The following is a 16958-nucleotide window of genomic DNA, read 5'->3' on the forward strand; positions in this document are numbered from 1 at the left end:
CCGAACCATCAATTCGGCACGCCGCTGTAATACCGGCGTCAGCCCAGCAGCCCGAAGCGCAGGCCCAGCCGGTGGATCGGGCCGACCAGCAGGTTGCACAGCACCGTCCGCGTGAGGTGGAAGCCCAGCACCAGCGGCACCGCCAGTTCCAGCGCCTTGGCGGTCAGCGCCATCTCCGGCATGCCGCCCGGCGCCAGGCCGAGGATCAGCGCGGCGACGGGCAGGCCCGTGGCCAGCGCCACCGGCACCGCGATGAGGCTCAGCAGCACCGACAGCACGGCGGCCGAGATCGTGGAGGCGAGCACCAGCCGGTGCGAGGCCAGGAGGAAGCTCCGCGTCAGCCTGGTGCCGAGCGTCGCGCCCATCGCCACCTGCGCCGCGTCCACCAGCGCCACCGGCACGCCGGAGGGCAGGGTGCCGCTGGCCGCCAGCGCGATGGCGAAGCCGCAGGGGCCGAGCATCCAGGGATTGGCGAGGCCCAGCCGTTGCAGCGGCCAGGCGACCAGCAACCCGCCGGCGGCCATGGCGGCCAGGCCCGGCAGCCAGAAGGCCTCCTGCATCGCGCCGAAGGCGCCGAAACTGCCATGCGGCGCCAGCCAGCCGAGCAGCGGCGGGAAGGTCAGCACCACCACCAGCACCCGGAGCGTCTGCGCCAATGTCACCGTGGCGACCGAGGCCCCCGCCTCCTGCGCCAGCACCGCCATCACCACGATGCCGCCGGGCACGGCGCAGAAGAAGCCGGTCTGCCGGTCCGTCCCGGCCAGGCGGGTGAAGAGCCGCGCCACCACCAGCCCGCTGCCGATGGCGACCAGCCCGCCCAGCAGCAGGACCGGCAGCGCCCCCGTCACCGCCGCCAGCACCGGACCGGAAAAGGTGCTGCCGAGCGCCAGGCCGAGGAAGACCAGCCCTGCCGGCCGCAGCCAGCCCGGCACCGCCACCGGCAGGTGCCAGGCCAGCGCCGCGGTGCCGAGCATCGCCCCGATCATCCAGGCCAGCGGCACATGCAGCAGATGCAGCCCCGCGCCGGCCAGGGTCGCGACCAGGACGGTGCGCAACTGGATGCGGTTCGGGGCCAGGGCAGGGAGAAGGGGCGGGAGCGGCGGCAAGGGCCGGACCTTCGCGCCCTCCGGCGATGGCGTCAAACCGCAAACGGCTTACGGATTCTTAACCTCTGTCGCGCCACATGGGACGCGATTGCCATGCCTGACATACCGCAGACCTCCCTGCTCCACCTGCCTGGAGCGCCGCATGCCGCGGCACCCGGCCGTGCCCCTGCGCCTCCGGGCGAGGCGGTGGCGATTCCGGCATCCGCCCCCGCCTTGCCGAATCCGGCGCTGCGGCTCGACCCTGGGCTCGGCATCGTGGTCCTCGAATTCCGCAGCGCGCATGGGCCGGCCGCCGAGACCATCCCGACCCGGCGCGAGCTCGATGCCTATCGCAGCGCCGCCCGCACCGCTGCGCCGCCCGGCCAGGCTCAGGCGAGCAACCCCGCGAGCCAAGAGGTCGGCGCCGTGGAGCCGCTGCTCGCCGCGGCCACCACGTAGCGTTCGGCCAGCTTCGCCACCTCCCGCGGGTTCTGCAGCTTGGCGATGTCGACCCGGCTGGCGATGGCGCGTGCCTGGGTCTCCACCGGCTGCACCGCCATCTGCTGCGGCAGGCCGAGCGCGCCGGTGACGACGCGGCGCAGCACCGGGTCGCCCAGCACGTCATAGGCCGTCTTGGCATTCGCCGCGCGCTCGCGGAACAGCATGGCGTCGCTCAGCCCGGGCTGGCCGGCATCGAGCTCCCCCTGCCAGGTGACGCGGCGCAGCCCCTCGGCCAGCCGGGCCTGCACCTTCGGGTCGCGCAGCGCCGCGATGCCGCGCTCCGCCAGGTTGAGCGCCTCGGCGGCGGATTTCCAGCGGCGGTCGGGAAGCCTGGCCAGCAGCCCCGCCTTGTCCTTTGGGTCGGCGGTCAGCGCCCGCAGGGCCAGGCCGGGCTGCGACACCCCATCCGCCAGGCCAAGCGCCGGCAGCACCACGCCGAGCACCCGCGGGTCGCGCAGCGCCGCCTTCAGGTCCGGCGCTTTCTCCAACGCCCTGGTGAATTGCTCCAGCCGCCGGGTGATCTGCGGGTCGCGGGCCAGCCGCGCCAGCGCCCGTTCCTCGACGCCGGCGGCCAATGCCTGGCGCAGCGCCGGAACCGCACTGGCGGCGTCACCCGGCATGGCCCGCGCCCATCTCCGTCAGGGCCGGCCGGCGCGCCGCCTCCTGCCGGGCCGAGGCGGGGGCCGCCAGGCCGAGCACGTCCTGCTCATGCAGCATCACGCGGCGCGCCAGCTTCAGCGCCTGGTAGCAATCCTCGCCCTCGGCCAGGGCCAGCGCATGGCGCAGCATCTCCCGCGCCAGGGCGGAGGTGGTGGCCTCCTGGAATTGGCTGATCAATTGGCGAGCGGCGTCGAGGCCGCCGGCGCGCTCCTCATCCGTGCCGATATAGGCGGTCTGCAAGGCGAAATAGATGCGCCGCGCCGGCGTGGTCGCGGCTTCGGGCGGCATGATCTGCTTGCCGAAGAGGAAGCGCGCCTTGGCCGCCAGCTCGATCCGGGTGCGGTTGCGGAAGCGGATGGGCGCGCCGTTGACGACCATCATGTCGCCCTGACGGAGTTCGAGCACGAGCGTGGACATGTTTTTTCCTTTCGCAGCCGCGCCGCGGGATACCGGCGGAGTCTCGCAGACGCCGCTTAACGCCGCCTGAAGCCGGCTTCACCGCAGGAACTGCGCGAGCGAGAGCGAACCGAGCCGGCCGATCGCGCTGTAGCTTGCCTGCAATGCCGTCTCCGTTGCCTTCAACCGGGTCAGCACCGCCGCCAGGTCCACCTCCTGGATCCCGGCAAGCTGCGACTGCACCGTGGTCTGCACCGCGGCATGCCGGCTGCGCGTGTCCTCCAGCCGGGCCTCGGTCAGGCCGAGCGCGCCGGCCTCGTCGGCCAGCGCGGCGGAGGCGCTTTTCAGCCCATTGCGGATCACCGCGGCGAGGTCCCGGAAATCCTGCGGCGAGGTGGCCTGCGCCGGGGTCAGCGCCGCCAGGCTGGCGAGGCCGCGCAGCAGGTCGCGCGCCCAGGAGCCGGCAGTCTCGCCGCTGGAGGTCGCGGCGGCGTTGCGGTTGGCGAAGAGCCCGTAGGGCACCACCACCCCATCCTCCGCCGGCACGCCGCGGCGCGGCTCGGCCAGGCCGGTGGCGGGGTCCGAGGCGAAGGCGGAGAAGGGCGTCACGCCGGCGGCGTCGCTCTGCGCGGCGGATTTCGTGGCGGCGGCGACCGTCGCGGCATTGCCGCCGCCCAGGGTGCCGATGGCGGTGGCGATCTGGCCGGCGAAGCCGCTGGCCGGCAGCCCCGCCGGATCCGGCACCGGCGGCCGGCCGAAATCGGAACCGCCGAAGAGAAATTCCCCCCACATGCTGCGTATTGAGCAGGTTGCCCACCTCGATCATCGCGGCGCGCGCGCGCTCGGCGGTGAGCGGGATGGATTGCGGGTCGTTCGGGTCGAGCTTCATGGCGGCGCCATCGCCGGATTCGCGGGCGATCTCGCCGAGCCGCCTGAGCGCCCCCTGCGCCACCTCGGTGCGGCCGAGCGCCTGGCCGATGGCCTGCCCATAGGTGTCGCGCCGCGCCGCCTCGGCGCGCAGTTCCAGGGCCCGAGGCAGTTGCGGCGCGAGGTCGCCCGGCGCCTCGCTGCGCAGCCCGGTGCTGACCTGGCGCGTCAGCGTCTCCAGCCGCAGCCGCAGCAGCGCCGCATCCGTGTCGAGCCGCCCGAGCATGTCGATCCCGACCATCCCAGCCCTTCCTCAATCGTGCCGTGCGGCCGGCATCAGCGCACCGCCGCCAGCAGCGAATCCCACATGGATTGCAGCGTCCCGAGCACCCGGGCATTCGCCGCATAGGCATTCTGCAGGGCCACCATGCCTGCCATCTCGGCATCGACATCGACGCCGGAGGCCTGGCCGAAGCGCGCCTCCAGCGTGGTCCGCAACCCCTCCGCCTGCTGCCTCGCCGTAGTGGCGGCGGCGCGGTCGCCGGTTTGGGCGGCCAGCATCCGCCCGGCCTGCGCCTCCAGCGTCGCCCCCGCCGCGAAGGGGGAGGTGAGCGAGGCATCCGGGCCGAGGCCGCCGGTCTGCATGGCGGGCCAGGGCGCGCCCGCGGCGGCACTGTCGCCGAAGGTGAAGCCCAGCACGCGGTCGATCAGGGTGGTGAAGCCGGCAGGCCCGCCGGCCGGGTTGGGCGTGAAGGCGGTGGGGCCACCCGCCGCCGCAGCCACGGCATGGGTGCCGTCGCGCAGCGGGGCGGGGTCGGCCTCCAGCGCCGGGTTCAGCCGGAGCCGCCCGGCCAGGCCCATCTGCGCGCTGCCGGCATAGGGCAGCGTGTTGTCCGGCACCGTGCCATCCGCATCGGTGAAGAGCCGCAGCCCCTGCCGGTCGAAGCGGTTGGCCAGGGCGGCGGCGGCGATATCGGCCTCGGCCTGGAAGCGCGGCAGGGTGCGGTCGCGGAGCGTGAGGTATTCGCCGAGCCGGCCGCCGGTGAGCTGGCCGGTGATGTCGATGCCGTTCAGCGTGATGCCGGGCAGGGTGCCGGCGCCGCCATGGAAGCTGCCCGGCGCCATCGTGGCGGCCGCCGTCGCCAGCACGTCCCGGTCGGGGGCGAGCGGCAGCACCACGCCGCCGCGCGCCACCAGCAGCAGGTCGCCGCCGGGCTGGCGCACCGCGCGCACCTCCAGGCTCTCGGCCAGCCGGGCGATGGCCTGGTCGCGCTGGTCCTCCAATGCCGCGGTGCCGCCATCGGCGCCGGATTTGATGCGAAGCGTCAGGCCGGCGATCTCGCGCAGCGCCGCATTCGCCCCCGCCACCTCCTGCACGATGCCGTCCTGCGCCTGCTGCCGGGCGCTGCCGATCGCCCCGGAGACGGCGTTCAGCCGGCCCGCCGCCTCCCGCGCCTCCTCCAGCACCGCGCGCTGCTGCCCGGCATCGGCGGGCGCGTCGCGGAGCGCCAGGAAGCCGCTGCGCAGCGCGGCCAGCGCATCGGCCAGCGAGCCGCCCTCCGCCGTGCCATGCGCCTGCTCGACCCCGGTGAGCAGCGCCTCCCGCACCGAGGCTGCCGCCGCCGCCGCGCGGCTGGCATCGAGGCGGGCGACCAGCGCCGCCTCCACCTCCCGCTGCGCCTCGGCGGTGCGGAGGCCGGCGGGGCGGTCCTGCACCGTGACCGCCTGCTGCGCCACGGTCTTGCGCGTATAGCCCGGCGTCTCCGCATTGGCGATGTTCTGCGAGGCCTGCGCCAGGCCGCGCTGCACGGCGAGCAGCCCGCTGCGGGCGATACCGAGGGCGAGGTCGAGGCTCATGGTGCATCCAGGATTGCGAGACGCGGGTTAAGGAAGTGCTATCGCGCCAGTGTCCTGCCCCCGAACTTCGCCGCGCTTCGCGGTGAAGGGCGGGGATGAGCAGGCCACTGAGAACGATGACTATCGCCGCATGTTCAGCGTGTCCTGCAGCATCTCGTCGCTGGCGGTCACCACCTTGGTATTGGCGGTATAGGCGCGCTGCGCCACGATCAGCTTGGTGAACTCCGTGGCGATATCCACGTTCGACCGCTCGATCGAGCCAGTGACCAACTTGCCGACGCCGTTGGAGGCCGCATCCGTCACCCGCGCCTCGCCGGATTCGACGGTGCGCATGAAGGCTTGGCCGTCCAGGCGTTGCAGCTTTTCCGGGTCGTTGAAGGCCACCAGCGGCACGCGGGCGATGATCCGGCTCTGGCCATTGTCGTAATTCACCGCGACATCGCCATTGCCCCGGATGTCGAGCCCGGCATAGGCGCCGAGCGGCACGCCGTCCTGCGCCAGGTTCCGCACCGCGAATTCATTGCCGGAGAATTGCGTCAGCCCCTGCGCCCGGCCGAACTGGCCGAGCGCCAGCGTCACGGTCTGCGCCCCCTCACCGAAATCCGCGGTGAAGCTGAGGGAGGCCGGGGCACCGGGGGCCGCGGCGGCCGCGGTGATGGAGCCAGTCGCGGCCGTGAAGCCGCCGATCGTGCCATCCGCCACCGCCGGCGTCGCGGTATTGCCGAATTGCAGGCTTACCGTGCCGCGATTGGCGCTGGCGACATCATCCGGCACGTTCAGCCCGAGCGACCAGGTATTCGCCGCCGTCGCGGTGAAGGTGAGGTTCACCGTGTGCAGCCGGCCGAGCGAATCATAGACCTGCGCCTGGGTGCTGATCGGCGTGGTGGTGGCATCCGCCGGCAGGTTGGCGGCGAGCTGGATATTGCCCGTCGCTACCGGGTTGAAGACCTGCTGGTTCAGCCGGATCGGGGCGAGGGTGGTGCGGTCCGGGTTGCCGGCGGCATCGGCCGGCCAGCCTTGCAGGAAATAGCCGGAGCCGTTCACCAGGTAGCCGTCCTGGTCCAGGCCGAAATCCCCGGCGCGGGTGAAGAACTGCCGCTCATCGAAGATGGGCAGCCCGTTCAGCGAGCCCTTGGTGCCGGCGACGCTGAAGAAGCCCTGGCCGCCGATGGCCAGGGCGAGTGGTGCCTCCGACTGCTCGATCGTGCCCTGCACGGAATTGGTGTAGCTCGGCCGGGCGATGACGGCGCCGGGCGTGTTGTTCGTGTTGCTGGATTGCGTGATGTAGGACACGAAATCGGTGTCCACCCGCTTGTATCCGACGGTCTGGCTGTTCGCGACATTATCCGAGATATTGCCGAGCGCGCGGCTCTGCGAGGTGAGGCCGCTGATCGCGGCGGTGAGCGAGCCGAACAGGGACATGGGCGGGGCTCCGGTGGCAGGGGCGTGGCGCGTGGTTGCGGTTCTGGTGCAGCGGCACTGCATGCGCCGTGCCAGGCAAGCGGCCCGGCGGCAGGGACCATGACGCGCCGTGCCTGCCGCCCCGCCGGCAAAACCTGCCGCCAGCCGGGCGGAGCTTGCCGCCTGGCTTGGCCCGGAGGCTGGCGCGGCATTCGCAAGGGCTCCGGCGGACCCGGATCGCACCGCCATGGAAACTCCCTTTGCCAGCCCCTCCCAGGCCCCGCCGCGGGCCGCCCCCACGCTGCAAGGCGTGAGGCCCCATGCAGCGCCGCAAGGCACCGGACCCGCTGCGGTGGATCGCGGATTCGCGGCCGAGCTGCGGCGCGTGGCCGGGACATCTCCGCAGGAGCCCGCCGCAGCGGCGCCGCCAGGGCCGCCGGCTGGTCCGGAGCCTGGCTCCGGGGAGGCGCCGTCCGAGGCGCCCGTCCTGGCCGCGACCTTGCCGATGGAGATGCCAATACCACCGCCCCAGCCGGTGAAGGCCGCGGCCCTGCCGCCCGAGCCGGTGCCATCACCGGAGGGGCCGCAGACCGGCGATGGCACGTCGCCCGACCTTGCGCCGGAAGGGTCGTGCCCGGCCGCGCCCGGGGTGGAAGCGGCGCAGCCTCTGCCGCCCGAAGCCGCATCCCCGCCGCCGGCGGCACCGACGGTGGGGGGAATTCCATCCCTGGAGGTGCAGGCCCTTGCCGCGCCGGCCGCCTTGGCGGCGGCCGGCTTATCTCCCGCGCCGAAACCCGCTGACTTGCCGCCGGCCCTGGCCGGGGGCGGCCGGCCTCCCGCCTCCGTGGCCGATGGCACGCCTTCGGCGCGGCAGGGCGGGCGCGCCGATGCGCCCGCGATTCCCGCCCGTGAGAGCACTCCGGCGCCGACGGAAGGGATGGCGGGGCCGCAATCCGCCAGCCCGCCAGCCCAGGATGCGAAGGAGGCGGCATCGGCCGAGCCGCTGCCGCCCCTGCCGGATCATCCGGGCGGGGCCGAAACCCTGCCGGCGCCGCCCGGCCCCGCCACCATCCCCCCCGGGCAGCCCATCCGCTGCCGCAGCGGCCGGGGCGGGGCTGCCCGGGGCGCCGGGCCTCACGCCCCAACCCACGTCCGCACCGGCAGCGCCGGAGGCGCCCGCGCCCCGCCCCGGCTTTGCCGTGCCGGTCCGGCAAGTGGCGCCGATCGTCATCGCCCTGGCCCAAGCGCCCGGCCAGGCGCCGCGGCTGACCGTGGCGCTGGAGCCCGAAGAATTGGGCCGGGTGGAGATCCGCATCGAGCGCGGCGCCGAGGGCGAGGCCGCCACCGTGCAGGTGATGGCGGAGCGGCCGGAAACCCTGGCCCTGCTCGCCCGCGACCAGCGCGAGCTGGACCGCGCCCTGCAAGGGGCTGGCGTGGCGATGGCGGAGGGTTCGCTGCGCTTCAGCCTGGGCGGCCAGGATCGGCCAGGAGGACAAGCCCAGGGTCAAGCCCAGGGCCAGCAGGGGGGCGGCGGGGGCGCGCGGCGCGACCAGGCCCCGCGGGACCCCCTGGCCCAGTCTCGCCCCGCGACCACCAGCCTTTCCCTGCTCGATATCGCCGTCTGACCGGAGGCAAGCGATGACCACCGTCACCCCGTCCAATACCGCCGCCGCCAATGCCGCCGGCACCACCGCCGCGGTATCCAACAGCCGGGCGACCGGCTTCGGCGGCGATTTCAACACCTATCTCACGCTGCTGACGACACAGTTGAAGAACCAGGACCCGACCAAGGCCATGGATGCGCAGCAGATGACGGCGCAGCTCGTGCAATTCGCCCAGGTCGAGCAGTCGATCGCGATGAACACCAATATGTCGAAGCTGATCGGCCTGCAACAGGCGGCGCAGCTCACCGCCGCGGCGCCGCTGATGGGCCGGACGGTGGAGGTGGCGAGCGACCGGCTCTCCCTCCAGGACGGCCAGGCGGTGCTGCGCCTGCCGGCAGCCGGCACGGCGCGGGCGGCGCAGATCGCCGTCTTCGACAATGCTGGCCGCACGCTCCACCAAGCCACCGTGGCGCTCGGCCCGACCGCCGCCGCCTGGAACTGGGACGGCAAGGACGCCACCGGCCGCCGGCTGCCGGACGGCGCCTATGGCTTCAGCGTGACGGGTGTCGATGGCTCCGGCGCGGTTTCGTCCCTGGAGGCCACGGTGCGTGCCCGCGCCACGGCGGCGGAGCGCGAGCCGAACGGCAACCTCAAGCTGGTGCTGGGCGGGCTGGTGGTGGGCTTCGATGCGGTGCGCAGCGTGGATGGCGGTTAGGCTGCCTCACCGCGGCGCGGCGGCGCTCTCCGGCAGCGGGGTGGCCGGTGGCGCGGCGGGCGGCTCGGCCGCGGGTGCCTGGGCATTGACGATCACCGTGCGCACGCCGGCCGAAGCCTCCTCCGCCGCGGCATAGGCGATATCGCCCCAGAGCCGATCCAGCCGCCCGGCGGGCACCTCGTTGATCTGCACCACGCGGCCGAGCTCCTCGCCGTCGCGGCGGCTGACGATCCATTGGATCTCCACCCGCTGCACGCCACGGCCGGCGGCCGCCACCGCGACATCTGCCTCCAGGCCATAGGCGGCGCCATCCGCGGCATCCTGCACCACATAGCCCTGGTTCCCCAGGAACTCCCGCATCCGGGCGCCGAGCGATGCATTGCCGTCGCCCGGCGCGCCCCGCACCCCGGCGAGCCGCACCCGCCGCGGCCCGGCGCCCAGGGCCTCGGGATCGGTGGATTTGCGCGCGGCCTCGACCCGCAGCAGCAATTGCGTCAGGGCCGGCACCGCCTGGGTCGCCACCCGGTCGAGCAATTCGGGGGAGGCGCCGGCCCAGTCCTGGACCGGCACCGGGGCGCCGTCGCTCGCGGCCTGCAAGGCGCCATCGGCATTCACCATGCGGAAGCGCGGCAGGATCATCGCGCCCTGCCGCTCGGCCAGGATATCCACCCGCCAGTCCAGCGGCAGCGGCGCGGCGACGGCGACCGCCGGCACATCCTCGGCCTGTAGCGCGGCGGCGACCCGTTCCGCCAGGATGCGGGCGGAGGCATCGGGCAGCAGCGCCTGTTCCGGCGGCGGCACCGCCAGCCGCATCGCCAGCGGCACCGCCAGGCGCTCCGCCTGCTGGCCGGGGCGGCCGCGGAAGGGCTGCGGCAGGCCGGTGCAGGCCGCGAGCAGCAGCGGCAGGATCAGCAACAGCCTAGAGAAGGACACAGGCCACCAGGATGGTAAGCAGGGTAAGGACCATGAACTGGACGAGATAGGGCATCGGGGCATCGCTCAGCCGGCCAGGGCGATGGCGGACAACTGGTGACCGATCGGCCCCTCGCCAGCCAGGGTCCGCCGCCGGTGGCTGAAGAAGGTGTCCCCCTTCGCCAGCGTGTCCTGCGCGATATCCTCGACAGCCGCCAGCCCAAGCCCGCCGAGCCGCGCGGCGCAATAGCCCGCCAGGTCGAATTGCCAGCGGTCCGCGCTCCGGCCGGGGGCGAGGAAGCGCGCATCCCCGGCGGCCCGGGCCAGCACCGCTTCGCGCAGGTCGCGCCCGACCTCGTAGCTCGCCTGGCCGATGCAGGGGCCGATGCCGGCGGTGATCCGGTCGCGCCGGGCGCCGAGCCGCTCCATGGCGGCGAGGGTGGCCTCCAGCACCCCGGCGACGGCGCCGCGCCAGCCGGCATGGGCGGCGCCGATCACCCCGGCAGCGGCATCGGCGAACAGCACCGGCGCGCAATCGGCGGTGACGATGCCGAGCGCCACGCCGGGGCGGCGCGTCACCAGCGCATCGGCCTCCGGCCCCTCGCCTTCGGCCCAGCCGGTGGCATCCACCTCGGCCACCGCGACGCCATGCACCTGCGTGAGCCCGTGCAGCGCCGCCGATTCCAGCCCGAGCGCCGCCGCCGCGCGGCGACGGTTCTCCCGCACCCGCTCCCGCTCGTCCCGGCCGGAGAGCGAGCAATTGAGCGAGGCGAAGCCGCCCACCGAGACGCCGCCCCGGCGGGTGAAGAAACCATGGCGCAGGCCAGGGGCGGCAAGCGCGGGAAGGGTCAGTGGAATTGTCATGCTGGCTCGAAGCCCGGAGGGACCGGGAGCGCGGGATGGCACAGACAGAGCGCCTTGAACAGCCGTCCCATGCCTTCCGGCGCCACCAGCCGCTCGGCGCCCGAGAGGATCAGCCCGGCCTGGCCAGGCTTTCCGGCCAGTTGCGCGGACCGGGCGAGGATGGCGGCGCGGCTCATCAGCCCCAGCCTTTGCAGGAAGATCCCCTGCGGCAGCGGCCCATGCACCGCGGCGCCGGCGCTGCGGGCGGCGGCAGCCATGGCAGCGAAATCCACATGCGCGGTGAGGTCGACGCTGCCGGCCGGCGCCAGCGGATCGGCCGCCGCATGGCCGCGCATGGCCTGGAGGCTTTCGCCCAAGCCGCCCGCGGCCGGGCCGTAATCCAGCAGCAGCGCCGCGCCGCCCTGGGTGACGAGCCGCGCCGCCAGGGCCCGGATCAGCGCCTCGCCGGCCTCGGAGACCTCCTGCACCGCGCCCTCCGGCGCCGCCACGGGCAGGGGCGGCGGGTTCTCGGCCGGGGCTTCGAGGAAGGCGCCTTCCTGCACGAACCGCTCCGCCCAGCCGGTGCCGCGGCGGATGAACTGGCGGATCGGCAGCGCATCCAGGAATTCATTGGCAAGAAGGATGGCGGGGCCGGGCGGCAGACTGGCTGCGTCGTCGTGCCAAGTGACCGCATCGCCGAGCCGGGCGCGCTGCGCTTCCCGCAGTCCCGGCGAGGCTTCCACCAGATGCAGCCGCAGCGCGGCGCGGAAGGGGGCGGCGACCTCGGTGATGGCACGCAGCGCGTCCTGCATCAGGGTGCCGCGGCCGGGGCCCAGCTCCACCAGCAGCACCGGGTCGGGCCGGCCCAGCATTTCCCAGGTCACGGCGGCCCAGAGGCCGAGGCATTCGCCGAAAGCCTGGGAGATCTCGGGCGCGGTGGTGAAGTCGCCGGCCCCGCCGAAGGGGTTGCGCGCCGCATAATAGGCGGCGACGGCGCGGGCCATGTAGCGGTCGAGGCGTTCGGGGGCGGTCATGGCGCAGGGTGGGCCGGCCGGGCGCCGGCGCCAGCTTGGCGTGCCCCGTGACGTTTCGGACAAATCGCCCGGGGGTCGCCTGGCAGGGTGCGGAGGGGCGTGAATGGCGGTGATCGCCTGGGTGCAACGGAGGCGAAGGCGATGCCGGGTTTCGGACAAATCCGGCCCGGGGCGTTCCAGGGGCGGGCACGGTGGCGCGGGGAGGTGGCTGCTGGGGTAGCGGGCAGGCGGCAAGCGGCGGAGAGGGCGGCAGGCGCTGTCCCGGCGTGGCAGGGCATGGACAGGAGAGGGGAGAGAAGGGGCCGATCGACGCGCATGAGGGTGGGGCCTGGGCGAGAGGGAATTAGAGAACAATAACAGAACGAATCTGAAAATTCAACCTTCTCGGGAGGTTGGCTGGGGCAGCAAACGCTTCGGGCCACTGCTGCTGTCGGCCCACAGCGAGTATCGAGGCGGGGGAAGCCGCTCGGACAACCTCAGCTACGCATTCCCGGTGACGGCCAGCAGGACGCCGGCAACGGCCGTGAGGGCCACCACCAGCCAGGCCGGCACGCGCCACAGCACCAGTGCGGCGAATGCCAGCAGCGCCACCGCGAAGTCGCCCGGCCGGTGCACGCTGGAGGTCCAGATCGGATCGAACAGCGCGGCGGCGAGGACACCCACCACGGCGGCATTGACACCTTGCAATGCCGCCCGCACGCGCGGCCGGTGGCGCAGCTGGTCCCAGAAGGGCAGCATGCCATACATCAGCAGCAGGCCCGGCAGGAACACCGCGACCAGTGCCAGCGCTGCGCCGGCCACGCCATTCGGGGATGGACCCTGCACCCCGCCGAGGAAGGCGGCGAAGGTGAAAAGCGGCCCCGGTACGGCTTGTGCCACGCCGTAGCCGGCCAGGAACTGATCGGCCGTCACCCAGCCCGGCGGCACCAGCGCGCGCTCCAGCAGCGGCAGCACGACGTGGCCGCCGCCGAACACGAGCGAGCCGGCGCGGTAGAAGGCCTCGAAGGTAGCGACGGCGTGCGGGCCGGCCGCCGCCAGAGGCGGCAGGCCGAACAGCAGCAGCGCAAACAGCATCAGGGAGGCGAAGGCCAGGCGGCGCGGCACGCGGAAGGGCAGCATCGCCGAGGCCGGCCCCATCTCCCCGCCTCGATAGAGGATCAGCCCTGCCAGGCCGCCGGCCAGAATCACGCCCACCTGCGTGAGCGCGGAGGGCATCAGCAGCAGCGCCACGGCGGCGAGGACGGCGATGGTGGCGCGCGGCCGATCCGGGCAGAGGCTGCCCGCCATGCCCCAGACCGCCTGCGCCACCACCGCGACGGCGACCAGCTTGAGGCCGTGCACGACACCGGCACCCGTGCCGCCGGCGGCGAGATCGACGCCGTAGGCGGCCAGCAGCATCACCAGGGCCGATGGCAGGGTGAAGCCGAGCCAGGCGGCGAGGCCGCCGGGCAGGCCGCCGCGCAGCACGCCCAGCGCGAAGCCGACCTGGCTGCTGGCCGGGCCGGGCAGGAACTGCCCGAGCGCCACCAGATCGGCGTAGACCTGCTCGCCGATCCAGCGGCGGCGGGCGACGAACTCCTCCCGGAAGTAGCCCAGATGCGCGATCGGCCCGCCGAAGGAGGTCACGCCGAGGCGGAGGAACACGCCCAGGATATGCAGGAAGGACGCACGCGGCGCGGGGATGGCGACCGTGTTGCCGGCTGCCTCGCTGGCCTCGCTCATCGGCGGCCCGTCAATCGGAGGGTGGTGGATCGCCCGCTCCTTCCACCAGCACCTCGCGGAACAGCTCGCGCAGCCTCTCCCTGGCCAGTGCCAGCGCTTCCTGGCCGAGCGGGGTGGCGCGGTAGAGCCGCCGTCGGGAGCGGCCGGCCCGCTCGTGGCGCGAGATCAGGTAGCCGCGCCTCTCCATGGCATCGAGCATGGGATAGAGGGTGCCCGGGCTGAGGCGATAGCCGTGCCGCGCCAGCTCCTCGATCATCCATTGGCCGTACAGCTCGCCCTCGGCTGCATGGTGCAGGACGTGCAGGCGGACAAAGCCGGAGAGAAGTTCCTGATGCTCCATCTTGCTCGCGCATCAATTTTTCAATCCGCAGAATCGCATCCCGATATCGGAAACCGAGGATATGGACGGAAGTTAGGAAGTCAAACGCAGGAGGGCGCCATGACCAGCCCGGACGAGCGCAATCCGCAGCACCACACCCGGAAGATGCGGCAGCGGCTGGAAGAGACGATCCAGCACCTGCGCGTAGACATCGGCAAGGTCGATGAACCGCAGCTGAAAGCCCTGTTCGAGACCTCGGCCGAGGTGCTGGGCGGCCTGGTGAAGGCGTTCCAGGACTACGAACGCAAGAACGAGCAGGCCTGGAAGCGGTGACGCCATGGCATCCCCGCCCTTCTCCCAGGACATGGCAGCGCAGGCCGAGCCTGGTGATCCGGCCCGCCGCCGCCTCATCGCAGCGGGCGCCTCGGCCGCGCTGATCGCCACGGGTGGCCTGCTGGTGCCGGCCCATGCGGCGGAAGCATCGGCCGGCGGCGAGGATGTGTCCGCGACCGAGGACCTGATGCGCGAGCACGGCGTGCTCCGTCGCACGCTCATCGTCTATGCCGAGATAGCGGGCAGGCTGCGCAGCAAGCCGGCCGAGGTGGATGGCGGAGCACTGGTCGAGGCCGCCAGGCTGTTCCGCGCCTTCGGCGAGGAGTACCATGAGCGCTCGCTGGAGGAGCGGTTCATCTTCCCCGAAGTCCGGCGCGCGGGCGGCGGGCCGGTGCGGCTGGTCGAGATCCTGCTGGCCCAGCACCAGCGTGGGCGCGAGATCACCGACTACATCCAGGCCACGGCCCGAAGCGGCCGGATCGGCACGGGTGATGCGGAGCCGCTAGCCCGCGCCCTGGAGGGCATGGCGCGCATGTACCAGGCGCATGCGGCCTGGGAGGATACGCTGGTCTTCCCCGCCTGGAAGAAGACCCAATCCGCCGACCGCCTGAAGGAGATGGCGGAGAGGTTCGAGGAGTTGGAACACCAGCAGTTCGGCAAGGATGGCTTCGATGATGCCGTGGAGCGCATCGGCCGCATCGAGCAAACCCTGGGCCTGGCCGACCTCGCCCATTACACGGCCCCCTCGCCGCGCTGACGCGGCAGGGGGCCTCGCCCGGCGGTCAGCCACCCCCACACGCGCCGCACCCTGCATACCCCTCAGCGCGCCACTTCCGTCACCCCCGCCACCGGCCGGCTGCGCGCCATCAACCACACCCCCGCCAGCACCATCGGCAGCGACAGCAATTGCCCCATGGTGATGCCCGCCACCAGGAACCCCAACTGCGCATCCGGCTGGCGGAACAACTCGCCGACCAGCCGCGCCAGGCCGTAGCCCACCAGGAAGGCGCCCGCCACGAAGCCGCGCCGGGCGCGGATCGCCGGCCGCCAGACCAGGATCTGCAGCAGGACGAACAGCGCCAGGCCCTCCAGCCCGGCTTGGTAGAGCTGGCTGGGGTGCCGCGGCTCCGGCCCGCCGGTGGGGAAGACCATGGCCCAGGACACGTCGGTCACGCGGCCCCAGAGCTCGCCATTCGCAAAATTTGCGAGGCGCCCCAGGAACAGGCCGATCGGCACCACCGCCGCCACCCGGTCGGCGAAGGCCAGCAGGTCCAGCCGTTGCTGCCGACAGAACAGGAACAGCGCGACGGCGACGCCGAGCGCCCCGCCATGGAAGCTCATGCCGCCCTGCCAGACCGCCAGGATCTCCGCCGGGTGCTCCAGGTAGTGCCCGGGCCGGTAGAACAGCACATAGCCGAGCCGCCCGCCCAGGATGATGCCGAGCGTCACCCAGGTGACGAAGTCGTCCACCTGCTGCGGGCTGGCCGCCACCGGCGGCAGCGCCACCAGCCGCCGCGCCAGCCGCCAGCCGAGCACGATGCCGGCGATATAGGCCAGCGCGTACCAGCGGATCGCCAGCGGCCCGATATGCACCAGCACCGGGTCGATATGCGGGAAGGGAATGGCTAGGAGCATCAGCGATAGGGGTCCTCGGTGGCGAGGAAGTCCTGCACGTAGCGGCGCACCCCTTCCTCCAGCGGCGTGGTCTGGGCATTGAAGCCGGCGGCGCGCAGCCGGTCGAGCGGCGCCTCGGTGAAATACTGGTACTTGCCCAGGAGGTCGGCCGGCATGTCGATGAACTCGATCCGTTCCGGCTGGCCCAGCGCGGCAAACAGGGCGCGCGTCAGGTCGAGGAAGCTGCGGGCGCGGCCGGAGCCGACATTGAACAGGCCCGAGACCTGCGGATTGTCGAGCAGCCAGAGCATCACCGCCACGCAGTCGTCCACATGGACGAAATCGCGCATCTGCGCGCCATCGACGATATCGGGCCGGCCGGAGCGGAACAGCGTCGCCGCCTCGCCGCGCCGGATCTGCTGGAATTTGTGCCAGGCGACGCTGGCCATGCGGCCCTTGTGGTATTCGTTCGGGCCATAGACGTTGAAGAATTTCAGCCCGGCCCATTGCGGCGGCGGCGCCGCGCCGCGTTCCAGCAACTGCGCGACCCGCCGGTCGAAGGCATGCTTCGACCAGCCATAGAGGTTGAGTGGTCGGAGTTGCGCCAGGGCCTCGGGCGTGAACTCATCCTCGAAGCCCGCGCTGCCATCGCCATAGGTGGCGGCGGAGGAGGCGTAGAGGAAGGGCACCTCCCGCTCGGCGCAGGCGCCCCAGAGCCAGAGCGGCAGGGTGAAATTGGTGGCGGCCACCAGGTCGCCGTCGCGCACCGTGGTCTCGCTGATGGCGCCCATGTGCAGCACGGCCGTGACTGGCGGCGCGGCGGACCAGAAATCCTCGATCTCCTCGGGCGGCAGCAGGCCGGCGATCGGGTGCTTCGCCAGGTTGCGCCACTTGTCGCCGGTGCCGAGGCGGTCCACCACCATGACCTCCTCGCCACGGGCGCAGAGGGCGGCGACCAGATTGGAGCCGATGAAACCGGCGCCGCCGGTGACCAGATACATCGGCGCGACCCCCTGCCTGACCGCGGCGCGGTGGCTGCGCCGGCCGGGGCGGGGTATAGGCCGGGCAGGCCGGGATTGTATAGGCGCGGGCGCG

19 protein-coding genes are annotated in these 16958 nt (G+C 72.9%); 6 read left to right on the forward strand and 13 right to left on the reverse strand.

The genetic code is table 11. The features are described from left to right. Positions 1-38 precede the first annotated feature (38 nt). Positions 39-1106, reverse strand: coding sequence for an AbrB family transcriptional regulator (locus KSF81_RS11815; protein ID WP_217379145.1), 1068 nt, complete (start codon positions 1104-1106; stop codon positions 39-41). Positions 1107-1199: 93 nt separating this feature from the next. Here KSF81_RS11815 and KSF81_RS11820 point away from each other — a divergent pair, with 93 nt between their 5' ends. Further along, positions 1200-1544, forward strand: a complete 345-nt coding sequence (locus KSF81_RS11820; protein WP_217379146.1) for a hypothetical protein — start codon at positions 1200-1202, stop codon at positions 1542-1544. Here the strand turns inward: KSF81_RS11820 and KSF81_RS11825 are convergent. The 3 genes from KSF81_RS11825 to KSF81_RS11835 all read right to left on the reverse strand — a co-directional run bounded on the left by KSF81_RS11825 (position 1475) and on the right by KSF81_RS11835 (position 3386). Then, on the reverse strand, positions 1475-2206 hold the full coding sequence (locus KSF81_RS11825) for a DUF1217 domain-containing protein (protein WP_217379147.1): 732 nt from the start codon (positions 2204-2206) through the stop codon (positions 1475-1477). The genes KSF81_RS11820 and KSF81_RS11825 overlap by 70 nt on opposite strands. Continuing rightward, positions 2196-2663 carry a flagellar biosynthesis repressor FlbT gene (locus tag KSF81_RS11830; RefSeq protein ID WP_217379148.1) on the reverse strand — a complete coding sequence of 156 codons (468 nt, stop codon included), beginning with the start codon at positions 2661-2663 and terminating at the stop codon, positions 2196-2198. Before KSF81_RS11830 ends, KSF81_RS11825 begins: the two co-directional genes overlap by 11 nt. A 78-nt stretch (positions 2664-2741) precedes the next feature. Then, a complete protein-coding gene (locus tag KSF81_RS11835) occupies positions 2742-3386 on the reverse strand; it encodes a flagellin (RefSeq protein ID WP_217379149.1) in 645 nt (214 codons plus the stop codon). Between KSF81_RS11835 and KSF81_RS11840 the strand changes: the two genes are divergently transcribed. Next, positions 3328-3918, forward strand: coding sequence for a hypothetical protein (locus KSF81_RS11840; protein ID WP_217379150.1), 591 nt, complete (start codon positions 3328-3330; stop codon positions 3916-3918). The two genes, KSF81_RS11835 and KSF81_RS11840, sit on opposite strands and share 59 nt — an antisense overlap. Here KSF81_RS11840 and KSF81_RS11845 read toward each other — a convergent pair. Both KSF81_RS11845 and flgE read right to left on the reverse strand, forming a co-directional pair. Further along, entirely contained in the window at positions 3846-5366 is a 1521-nt protein-coding gene (locus KSF81_RS11845) for a flagellar hook-associated protein FlgK (RefSeq protein ID WP_217379151.1), read from the reverse strand. The genes KSF81_RS11840 and KSF81_RS11845 overlap by 73 nt on opposite strands. 120 nt (positions 5367-5486) lie before the next feature. Continuing rightward, positions 5487-6788 carry a flagellar hook protein FlgE gene (flgE, locus tag KSF81_RS11850; RefSeq protein ID WP_217379152.1) on the reverse strand — a complete coding sequence of 434 codons (1302 nt, stop codon included), beginning with the start codon at positions 6786-6788 and terminating at the stop codon, positions 5487-5489. Positions 6789-7966: 1178 nt separating this feature from the next. Here flgE and KSF81_RS11855 point away from each other — a divergent pair. Together KSF81_RS11855 and KSF81_RS11860 are read left to right on the forward strand one after the other, a co-directional pair. Next, entirely contained in the window at positions 7967-8392 is a 426-nt protein-coding gene (locus KSF81_RS11855) for a flagellar hook-length control protein FliK (RefSeq protein WP_217379153.1), read from the forward strand. Positions 8393-8405: 13 nt separating this feature from the next. Next, complete coding sequence (locus KSF81_RS11860) at positions 8406-9086, forward strand: flagellar hook assembly protein FlgD (protein ID WP_217379154.1); 681 nt, start codon at positions 8406-8408, stop codon at positions 9084-9086. A 6-nt stretch (positions 9087-9092) separates the two neighbouring features. Here the strand turns inward: KSF81_RS11860 and KSF81_RS11865 are convergent, their stop codons facing one another. The 5 genes from KSF81_RS11865 to KSF81_RS11885 all read right to left on the reverse strand — a co-directional run bounded on the left by KSF81_RS11865 (position 9093) and on the right by KSF81_RS11885 (position 13937). Next, entirely contained in the window at positions 9093-10001 is a 909-nt protein-coding gene (locus tag KSF81_RS11865) for a hypothetical protein (protein ID WP_217379155.1), read from the reverse strand. Positions 10002-10085: 84 nt separating this feature from the next. After that, positions 10086-10862, reverse strand: coding sequence for a peptidoglycan editing factor PgeF (gene pgeF / locus KSF81_RS11870; protein ID WP_217379156.1), 777 nt, complete (start codon positions 10860-10862; stop codon positions 10086-10088). Then, positions 10859-11875, reverse strand: a complete 1017-nt coding sequence (locus KSF81_RS11875; RefSeq protein WP_217379157.1) for a class I SAM-dependent methyltransferase — start codon at positions 11873-11875, stop codon at positions 10859-10861. The genes pgeF and KSF81_RS11875 overlap by 4 nt, the downstream gene beginning before the upstream one ends. Before the next feature lie 480 nt (positions 11876-12355). Next, positions 12356-13597 carry a chromate efflux transporter gene (chrA, locus tag KSF81_RS11880; RefSeq protein ID WP_217379158.1) on the reverse strand — a complete coding sequence of 414 codons (1242 nt, stop codon included), beginning with the start codon at positions 13595-13597 and terminating at the stop codon, positions 12356-12358. 10 nt (positions 13598-13607) lie between these two features. Then, a complete protein-coding gene (locus KSF81_RS11885; protein ID WP_217379159.1) occupies positions 13608-13937 on the reverse strand; it encodes a PadR family transcriptional regulator in 330 nt (109 codons plus the stop codon). Between the two features lie 99 nt (positions 13938-14036). Between KSF81_RS11885 and KSF81_RS11890 the strand changes: the two genes are divergently transcribed. After that, on the forward strand, positions 14037-14249 hold the full coding sequence (locus tag KSF81_RS11890; RefSeq protein WP_217379160.1) for a hypothetical protein: 213 nt from the start codon (positions 14037-14039) through the stop codon (positions 14247-14249). Positions 14250-14253: 4 nt separating this feature from the next. Further along, positions 14254-15006, forward strand: a complete 753-nt coding sequence (locus KSF81_RS11895) for a hemerythrin domain-containing protein (RefSeq protein WP_217379161.1) — start codon at positions 14254-14256, stop codon at positions 15004-15006. A 62-nt stretch (positions 15007-15068) separates the two neighbouring features. Here the strand turns inward: KSF81_RS11895 and lgt are convergent, their stop codons facing one another. After that, positions 15069-15884, reverse strand: a complete 816-nt coding sequence (lgt, locus tag KSF81_RS11900; protein WP_217379162.1) for a prolipoprotein diacylglyceryl transferase — start codon at positions 15882-15884, stop codon at positions 15069-15071. Further along, the gene (rfaD, locus tag KSF81_RS11905) at positions 15884-16864 is read right to left on the reverse strand and encodes an ADP-glyceromanno-heptose 6-epimerase (protein ID WP_217379163.1); all 981 of its coding nucleotides are present in this window, start codon (positions 16862-16864) and stop codon (positions 15884-15886) included. The genes lgt and rfaD overlap by 1 nt, the downstream gene beginning before the upstream one ends. Between the last annotated feature and the right edge of the window lie 94 nt (positions 16865-16958).

The organism is Siccirubricoccus sp. G192 (assembly GCF_019084075.1).
Classification (GTDB): Bacteria; Pseudomonadota; Alphaproteobacteria; order Acetobacterales; family Acetobacteraceae; genus G192.